This is a genomic window from Paenibacillus sp. FSL L8-0644 (genome assembly GCF_038008165.1).
Taxonomy (GTDB): domain Bacteria; phylum Bacillota; class Bacilli; order Paenibacillales; family Paenibacillaceae; genus Paenibacillus; species Paenibacillus polymyxa_D.
Map to the genome: position 1 here is coordinate 1 of NZ_JBBOYN010000003.1, position 7959 is coordinate 7959.

Sequence of the window (7959 nt, forward strand, 5' to 3'; positions counted from 1 at the left end):
CGCAGCTGCGGCTTCCGGGATCGGTGACCAGGTAAATGGTGTGCTGGAGGAAGTGCGTCAAGCTCAAGATCGTGCGGATCAGCAGCTCACAGAAATTGCCGGGGCTGTTTCACGGCTTGAGTTGCACGGCCGACGCAAACGATTCTTTGGGTTGTTCTGATAGATGAAAGGGGAATTTACTTGGACTTTTTAATCTTAGTGCCACAGTTTTTGATTCAGGTGTTTACCATTCTCGTCGCTTTAGTGCTGTACGATAGATTTTTCAAAAGAAGATGATCCTCCAATAAATCATCCAGAATAGCTCTATTTTCGGAAATGGACAGGGGCGAAAAACGGAGCAATCGCGAGAAAAGCAGAGATCGGCCAGATGGCCAAATCTCTGCTTTTTTGTATTGTTCCACGGCAGGCTAATCGGCGCTGAAGACCAAAAACGGCCGTTTTTGCGGATCGGAGGGCTGGACATGTGCACAAAATTCAGGATTTTGAACATATGTCTGGAGGATCGTTCGGATTTTTGGCACAAGATGGGATAAAAACTATTATTATCCGCCTTTTTCTGTACGCCTAATAGATTCGATAGCTTGTGATAGTTGCTTTAAAGATGCATCTAGTTGATCTAACTTTTCACCTATTGTTCCTAGTACATAGCGTATCAAAATAAAGCAAAGCGTGACTGGAAACCCGACATTAGTGACAAGTGTGATCATATCCGCAACCTGCATAATTGCACATCCCCTTTCCTAAATATTTTATAAAATTAGGGAAATCTCCTACCTTATTGCACAACCAAACTAAAAAAATAGTACAATATTATGGGAACATTAGTTCTCGTGGTTGTGAAAACATCCTTACTTTTTCCCTATACATATACAGAGAATACAAGCTTTTACAGAGAGGGTGATTGTATTTTGAAAAAACAAGTGACAGCTTACGAAAGGTGCCGGACTGAAATTTATCGTATTGGGTGGAGGATACAATACCGAGCTAAAAAAATGAGGAGTAGTGAGCTTTCCTTTTTTGAAATTAAGCCCAATATGTTTGCTTCTACCGTATTGACTGAAAATAAAATTTTGATACAACAACTTTTGAACTCCTTGCCGCCTCAAGGGAGATCTATTATTTATAAGCTTTACATTGAAGATTTAACTGAATCTCAAGTAGCTCAGCAATTACACATTAGTCAACAGGCGGTGAGCAAATGGAAGAAGAAAATGCTCCAGAAATTATCTCAGACAGTGAACTTTTAAGATTAATAAACATAGTTCAGGAAAAGGATAGCCAAGCTATGCTACAGCTCATTGATCTCTTTAAAAATGATATTTTGCATGTAAGTAAATTTATTCACTTGCCACAGGAAGATGCCATTTCCCAGATTATCGTTGAATTTTTAGAGTATATTCAGTTAAACGAGCTGGAATAGAAACTTTTTAAATAAAAAAAGTATGAATGAGTTGTAAAAATGCCTCTTTTTTTTCCCTATATAACGAGAAGCAAATAAAGCGCGCAGCTCTCAAGTCTGATTAGACAAAAAAACTTTAATTAAAAGGAGATAATTAATTATGGCATTTACAAGAGAATACACAGCTAATCTTGTTTTGAATTTGGATCAGGTCAGACAACTGCAAAGAGCACAACGAAATGTTTATGATAAGGGGCTTGTAGAGCAGAATACTAATGCTTTGGCCACCGCATTAAGTACTTCGCTTTCTATCTTGGGAGCTGTATTTTTTAAATATACTGCACCTAGTTTGGCAGCAGGCATAGCCTCTCTCCTAGTGGGTATGATTCCTAGTGAAAAAGAAGCCCTCAAAAATTTGGTTATTACTGGTTACTGGGAAATGGGGTATCTTCAAGACTTTTTGGAGGACAATCAAGGGAGATATGATTTAATTGATGTTAAATTCCCATTTATTGAATACGAAACACAGGGAATCAGATTCATTACCGGTAAAGGTGTAGTGACGCGAGTACATTCCACCAGTGGTGGATGGATGCTTATGTAATAGTAATAGTTATAGAAAAAATAACCGCTTGTCTTTAACTAAGACAAGCGGTTATTTTTTCCCCAAATCCAAATTTATTCGAAAAAATTGGGTATTATATTTCCATTATACCCACTAATAATCTCATAAGAAACAAAGCTATTTTTAGGGGCGGTCGAATTGTATTTATAAACTACCAAATTTTTTTCTCCCAATATGGTTAATCCAAGTTTCCTTTCTTGTTTTGATTTTATAGTGATCCAGTACGAGTCAGATGAATGAGTACCTGAATTGGATTTTTTTAGCTGTAATTGTGAAAATACATTTATTATTTGATTAATTGCTTTAGGGTCTGACAGAGTTATTTTTTTTTCATTTGCAGAATTATCATCTGATTTAATAATTTCAATTGTGTCAATTTCTTCTAAATTTACTTGCCCCAAAGCTGCTTCTTTAAAAGATATAGTCGTTTTAGATGTAAAAATGACTCCTGCAACGACTATTACTATAAAAATTATTATGAAACTTAGGGCGTATTTTTTTTGTATTTTCATAAAGTCCTCCTTATAAATCATATGCACATAATATACCATTAGTATCAAAAAAATTACCATAACCCTATACTATATTTTTATCATATCAAGAAATTTAAAAAAATGTATTTATGTAAAAATATTACCATAGGTAAATGAATGTATATATTTATAATAGACATTCTAAGTTGGAAGTATTTTCAATGGGTTATTTACAAAAAGAGAGGTGATTTCATTTTATGGGCAATAAAGTTAGAAAAAAAGACTATATCATTATCTTTTTAGTTGTGTCGCTAGGATTAGTTCTGAATATCATCGACTCATCAGAAGCTATGTATATGGCCATAATTAAGATATTACTAATTGCTCTTCTAGCTAGTTGTGTACTGGGATCAATTACAAATTTACTCTTCAAGAAAAAGAGTAAGTGATCATGTGCTGAAAGCTTCAGGCCCTTTTCATCCGGCCTGAAGCTTTCTTTATTTCATTTATCAACTCACTTTTCACTTTGAAATTACTGAATTGGCGAAAAATAAGCCCATTTCTATATCGTTGTGTGGAGCTTGGCCGGTTGGATTGTATAAAAAGAGTTGTAAGTCTGTTGTTAGATACTCCTATCTACATCCAGGTACTGTTTGAAATGGCTGAGGACTTGTTCCAAAAAGAGTACCTGGACGCAGCGGACTGCCTTTATGACCGGAAGATTGGCTCGCCAGAAATAAGTAGCTCATGCAACGCGTCTGCAGGAGCAACTTATTTGCTATTCTGATTGGCTTGTCCGGAAAAACTTGCTAATTTGTTTGGATATATCTACAATGATAACAATACGAAAAAATCTATTAATTGTCTCTGTGGCATGCGCTAACGGAGAATAGGATCAGCTCTACTAGAGAGCTGCATGAATTATTATTTGGAGAACGAAAAGCTACCGAATTACCAGATTGGGAAGTCACAGGTACTTTATTTTCTTTGCCGACCTTGGGATCAGCGCGAAGAACAGGATTTTACTGAATTAAGCACAAGTCTATTTTTGCATGCCCTATTTAGGCATGTTCAAAAGGGCTTTTTTTATTGCTTACAGCCGATTGTAGAAGGCATTTTATGCCACTATAATCGGCTTTTTTAATATACAGATTAGGGTGTTGTTCTCTACAGCAAACCAGTCATTAAGTGTGACTGCAGTTGCTAAGAGAAAATTGTGGAAGTTTTAGAAAAATGAATCCTGTTTTTTGTTTAGGTATGACTGTTGAAGTGGCCAACCGGCTTTTTTGATTGACCATATAATTTATGACCAAGACCATAGCTCCACCACAAAGTCGCTTGCGACTATGATGGTTGAAAAAGTGGAGCACGAATTAGCGCATCGCCGGGCGTTGATTGTAGTTTTTCAATCGGCACGAAAGTGATCTGATCCGAAGGATCGGCCGCGTTACGGCAAGCTGTTAGTCGCTGGATCGCTGGGAGTCGAATGCGAAGCATTCACCCGTTAGGGCAGCACTCCAACAAACATTACTCATAGCACACAGCCAAATATGATGGGTCAGCATTAGCCAAACTTTATGGCTCGAATGCGCGTCTTTCTCTCTGCTATTTCATTAGAAATAGCAGAGAGAAAGACGCGCAGCGCAAACCACGAGCTTCACAGCCACAACGGGTTAGATTCGTTTTTCCGTTTCCTCGTTTACGAGGAAACGGCGAAGACAGAAGCTTTTGCCACTGGGTGAAATCTGTCTGCAGGTGGAGCTGCAGATTCCCGTAAGGGCGCACTTATACATTGCTTCGCAATGTGTGCTTACGCGCTGCGCGCGAAACCTGTTCAGACACTCGGAACAAGTTCCTCGGTCTTCACAGGTCTTTAAAAAGGAGGATACCCGGATGGGGAAAACGACTGTAGAAGTTCAAGTAGAAAAAATCTTTAAACATACACGACAAGGCAGCTACGCTACGAGGGATCGTTATAAGGATAGTTGCTTGATGTTTGTACGGTTTTGCGCGTCCAGTTTCAAAATGCAAAACATACGTAACTTGAGTGACAAGCACATCGTGGCGTTTGTCCAATCTCGGCAGCGTGCCGGTAGCTCGGCCAAGACGATCAAGAATGATCTTACTGCGCTGCGGTACCTGCATGATCAGATTCAGCAGCCGCGTTACGTGCTGTCCGATAATAAGGAGCTGCAGAAGCAGCACGGTATAGAGCTGACAAAAACGCCACAGGTCAACGGCAATCGAGCCTGGACGGAAGAAGAGTACCAGGGCATGATCCAGATCGCAAAGGAGCTGCAGCAGGAAAATGTAGCGGATTGCCTGACGCTGGCCCGCACGATGGGTCTGCGTGTGACCGAAGCTGCGGCAGTCAGCCGCGCACAAGCTGAACATGCGCTGCGTACAGGCGTGTACCAGGTGAAGGGGGAGGCCAAGAACGGAAAGCACCGAGAAGTTCCATTAAGCGCGGCAGGGAGGATCATTTTCGAGCGTCGGCTGCGGTATACTGAACGCGGTAACCGGCTTTTCATCGCTGCTGGAGAAAAAACGCACCAGGTAGTGAACCGGATGGAGAAGTTTGTACAACATCATCGGGATAAGGTGCAGACCACGCAAGGCGTGGAACAGCGAATCGATAAACGGGATGGAAGTTCACGGAGCCTTACTTTTCATGGCTTGCGGTACAGCTATGTACAGGAGCGTATGCAGCAGGAAATAGAGAAGGGATACAGCCGAGATAACGCAGCATCAATTGTGAGCCGAGAAGTTGGCCATGAACGGATCGATGTGATCAAGATTTATGAGGGATAGCAAAAAAAACGAAACTAATATGACATCAAGCGCATTCTGTACTATAAATTAAATCAAAAACGAATTAGGAGAAGTGACAATGAAATTTGAAATTACTGCTGAAATGGAAAAGAAGATCAAGGAATGGGATTCTTGTAAGCCGGTTGATGTAGCAGGAGCCAAGCTTTCCTATACGTTTATTCCAACAGGTCTTGGTACGATTATTCATGTTCATTGCGATGTCTGTAATAGAAAATTGGATCTTACAGAGGACTTCTTTTGATCTTTCGTTCCAACATTCACACCAAAAAGCCACCAGAAATCCCTGATGGATTTTTAATCGCTGTTTTACCCTTTTTGGTACTTAAGTAAGGTCAAGTTCCGAAACAGGTCTTAAAATTCAATTTTGTGCGTCTGAATTAGTGAAGATCACAATTAACGGGATAAATAGCATGAAATAAAAATATTCATGGGGCGAATTGACCATACCAGATCGAATCCCAAATAACGTACCCAATAGTATCCCTATTAGTATACTAATTCGTATACCAGTGGGTTTCTGTTAAAGTTAAGTAAGTAAAGGGCTATAAAAAAGACTTGGGCGTATACGCCCAAGTCTTTTTTATAGTTCCCGATTATGGTTCCCACGAAAAAGGGGGACACCACTTTTTCTATGAATGGCTCAACCATGCGTTTTTTTTAAAAAGAGCCATCTTCTTTTTCTTGGGAACCATAATCGGGAACTAAAAACGGGAACCAAAGAATACACGATCTAAGAGGGGGAATACCCTAATTCTTGGCGAGCTTATCCAGGGTCCGTCTATATTTGTCTATGCCTTTCTGTGCGATCGGCATTACCTGTTCGTTACTGGCCGGCTGGATCTGGTCCTCAGGACAATGCTGCACGTTGGCTGCTTGATCTTTATTTGAATATTTCATGGGGTGAACCTCCTTATAGTTAATGATCAGGCCAACTTCTGTTGGTTGTCTATTTTCTTGGTCGTCAGACGCTCTCAGAAGCCGCAGGATGGATTATATGTTGTTTTGCTCACTTAAGTAAAGGAGTGAATATAAAACCTCTTAGAATAGACAATAGAAGGATTAAAATGGATAGGTACTCAAAAGGCTCTAAGTGCAAAAGATTTAGTATGTGAAATAGGGAGTTAGTAGGCAAATGAAAAAAGTCTAGCATGTTTTGCTAGACTCGTGGTAAGCTTTTCCTAGAAAAGCTTTAAAGCCAGTTTCACGGCAACTTTGGGTCGCCAAACCCTAGGCTGCTGTCTACCGATCTTGTACATCGGCGAAACAGGACGCGAAAACATGACTTGTATACTTATTTGAATCGTTGAACGATTAGGTTCATTGTACTGTGTTTTGCCAGTAGATTCAATAAGTTTTTGAGATAATATGTTGAAGCCCCTGATCCGTGAGATGTGCGGATCAGGGGCTTTTTTGGTTTGCTGATTCAGCATAGTGCCAGCAGTGGCGCGGTGTTTGATCATACATAAAAATCTCATATGTTTCGGCGCTCGAACCATTTTTTTTGAAAAAATGATGTTCGAGGGCTTGATTTCCTATTGTCTTTTTTAGGTAATCGGGTTTTGAACGCCAAACGTGCCTAGCTGCCCAGCACGTAAAAATACGGGTACGGTAAGCTGAGCCGAAGCAGAGAATCAGCGTCAACTCCATTCAACGCCTACCCATGCCCAGGCGGGAGCCAGCCAGAGATTGGGAGGACGCTGATAATCGGTCTGGAGGTAGCCAGGATTCCGCAAGGAATGGTGATCGGTGCACATGCGCGTTGCGCGCTCGTAGGATTGGCTTTACGAGTGAAAAGGCACTGACGGTATAACCGTAATCGGGCATGGATGAGAGGAACCCTCGACAGCCGTACACGGCGTGACATTATCGCTTACTAGTGCAGCCATGTTTTTGTTTTTTTATGGCTGCACAGTAGGTGATAATCTATGCGCATTTCCTGACAAACCATGCCAGCGTGCCGATTAAGATCCTCGCAGTCAAGTTCTTTTTTAGCTTGAAAGATAGCGAAGCGTTGGAGAGTGGTGGTGGCCTTGTAGGTGGTTCACACCGCCGTGATTCGAACCGAGGCATTGTGGTCAACGTGGTTTTCGTTGTCCACGATGATCGAGGTGAGAGTCACGGAACCGGAGCGAAGTGACGGCGATTCATAAAAGCGACTAAAGTAGCTGATAAGACAAGGGTTTTCGGTGATTCTATAGAAGATAAATAGCGAGGTGATTGAACGTGAATAGCACACCATTGAATTTCATATATAGTACAGTTCAAGTCGCAAAATTATTGGATATAGGTCGCTCTACAGTCAACAAGTATGCAAGAAGTCTTGAAAATGCTGGCTATGTGTTTACTAAGGATGATAAAGACCATCGAGCCTTTACAGATCACGACATTATTGCGTTTAAGGCTTTATTGGATCTTTTAGCTCGGGGAGCAGAATATGAGAGCGCGGTAAATGCAACGGTAGAGAGGTATTCAAGGGTTTACAATAGCGATTCTGTGTCCCTGGTCGCTACGCCAGATAGCAGTACAGAAGTCGCTATGCTTAACGCTAAGGTAGATGATTTAATTTCTGCAGTAGCTGCGCTGTCGAACCGCATAGACGAGATTGTAGATGAGAAGGTACGGCTGCAAGT

10 protein-coding genes are annotated in these 7959 nt (G+C 41.0%); 7 read left to right on the top strand and 3 right to left on the bottom strand.

From position 1 onward, the window contains the following. Window positions 1-542: 542 nt before the first annotated feature. Window positions 543-722, bottom strand: coding sequence for a hypothetical protein (locus tag NSS94_RS26110; RefSeq protein WP_341040521.1), 180 nt, complete (start codon window positions 720-722; stop codon window positions 543-545). Between the two features lie 312 nt (window positions 723-1034). Between NSS94_RS26110 and NSS94_RS26115 the strand changes: the two genes are divergently transcribed. From NSS94_RS26115 to NSS94_RS26125, 3 genes are all read left to right on the top strand, one after another. Then, the gene (locus NSS94_RS26115; RefSeq protein ID WP_341040529.1) at window positions 1035-1247 is read left to right on the top strand and encodes a sigma-70 family RNA polymerase sigma factor; all 213 of its coding nucleotides are present in this window, start codon (window positions 1035-1037) and stop codon (window positions 1245-1247) included. After that, window positions 1199-1420, top strand: coding sequence for a hypothetical protein (locus NSS94_RS26120; RefSeq protein ID WP_341040522.1), 222 nt, complete (start codon window positions 1199-1201; stop codon window positions 1418-1420). The genes NSS94_RS26115 and NSS94_RS26120 overlap by 49 nt, the downstream gene beginning before the upstream one ends. Before the next feature lie 139 nt (window positions 1421-1559). Further along, window positions 1560-2003, top strand: a complete 444-nt coding sequence (locus tag NSS94_RS26125) for a hypothetical protein (protein WP_341040523.1) — start codon at window positions 1560-1562, stop codon at window positions 2001-2003. Window positions 2004-2077: 74 nt separating this feature from the next. On the opposite strand, the gene NSS94_RS26130 is transcribed toward NSS94_RS26125, so the two are convergent. Further along, on the bottom strand, window positions 2078-2536 hold the full coding sequence (locus tag NSS94_RS26130) for a hypothetical protein (protein WP_341040524.1): 459 nt from the start codon (window positions 2534-2536) through the stop codon (window positions 2078-2080). Window positions 2537-4390: 1854 nt separating this feature from the next. On the opposite strand from NSS94_RS26130, the gene NSS94_RS26140 reads away from it, so the two are divergent. After that, a complete protein-coding gene (locus NSS94_RS26140; protein WP_341040526.1) occupies window positions 4391-5308 on the top strand; it encodes a phage integrase N-terminal domain-containing protein in 918 nt (305 codons plus the stop codon). Between the two features lie 79 nt (window positions 5309-5387). Then, a complete protein-coding gene (locus tag NSS94_RS26145; protein WP_340957820.1) occupies window positions 5388-5570 on the top strand; it encodes a hypothetical protein in 183 nt (60 codons plus the stop codon). Window positions 5571-6076: 506 nt separating this feature from the next. On the opposite strand, the gene NSS94_RS26150 is transcribed toward NSS94_RS26145, so the two are convergent. Further along, window positions 6077-6226 (bottom strand): hypothetical protein, encoded by a 150-nt coding sequence (locus tag NSS94_RS26150; RefSeq protein ID WP_175405264.1) that lies wholly within the window; start codon window positions 6224-6226, stop codon window positions 6077-6079. Window positions 6227-7283: 1057 nt separating this feature from the next. On the opposite strand from NSS94_RS26150, the gene NSS94_RS26155 reads away from it, so the two are divergent. Together NSS94_RS26155 and NSS94_RS26160 are read left to right on the top strand one after the other, a co-directional pair. Beyond that, window positions 7284-7466, top strand: a complete 183-nt coding sequence (locus NSS94_RS26155) for a hypothetical protein (RefSeq protein WP_341040527.1) — start codon at window positions 7284-7286, stop codon at window positions 7464-7466. Between the two features lie 200 nt (window positions 7467-7666). Next, a partial coding sequence (locus NSS94_RS26160; RefSeq protein WP_341040528.1) for a hypothetical protein occupies window positions 7667-7959 on the top strand: 293 nt, incomplete at its 3' end.

What these genes read in the sequence shown, in the direction of transcription:
- NSS94_RS26130 (WP_341040524.1), bottom strand. Translation starts at nt 2,536, where the DNA reads ATGAAAATACAAAAAAAATACGCCCTAAGTTTCATAATAATTTTTATA.
- NSS94_RS26140 (WP_341040526.1), top strand. Translation starts at nt 4,391, where the DNA reads ATGGGGAAAACGACTGTAGAAGTTCAAGTAGAAAAAATCTTTAAACAT.
- NSS94_RS26110 (WP_341040521.1), bottom strand. Translation starts at nt 722, where the DNA reads ATGCAGGTTGCGGATATGATCACACTTGTCACTAATGTCGGGTTTCCA.
- NSS94_RS26115 (WP_341040529.1), top strand. Translation starts at nt 1,035, where the DNA reads ATGTTTGCTTCTACCGTATTGACTGAAAATAAAATTTTGATACAACAA.
- NSS94_RS26150 (WP_175405264.1), bottom strand. Translation starts at nt 6,226, where the DNA reads ATGAAATATTCAAATAAAGATCAAGCAGCCAACGTGCAGCATTGTCCT.
- NSS94_RS26125 (WP_341040523.1), top strand. Translation starts at nt 1,560, where the DNA reads ATGGCATTTACAAGAGAATACACAGCTAATCTTGTTTTGAATTTGGAT.
- NSS94_RS26145 (WP_340957820.1), top strand. Translation starts at nt 5,388, where the DNA reads ATGAAATTTGAAATTACTGCTGAAATGGAAAAGAAGATCAAGGAATGG.
- NSS94_RS26120 (WP_341040522.1), top strand. Translation starts at nt 1,199, where the DNA reads ATGGAAGAAGAAAATGCTCCAGAAATTATCTCAGACAGTGAACTTTTA.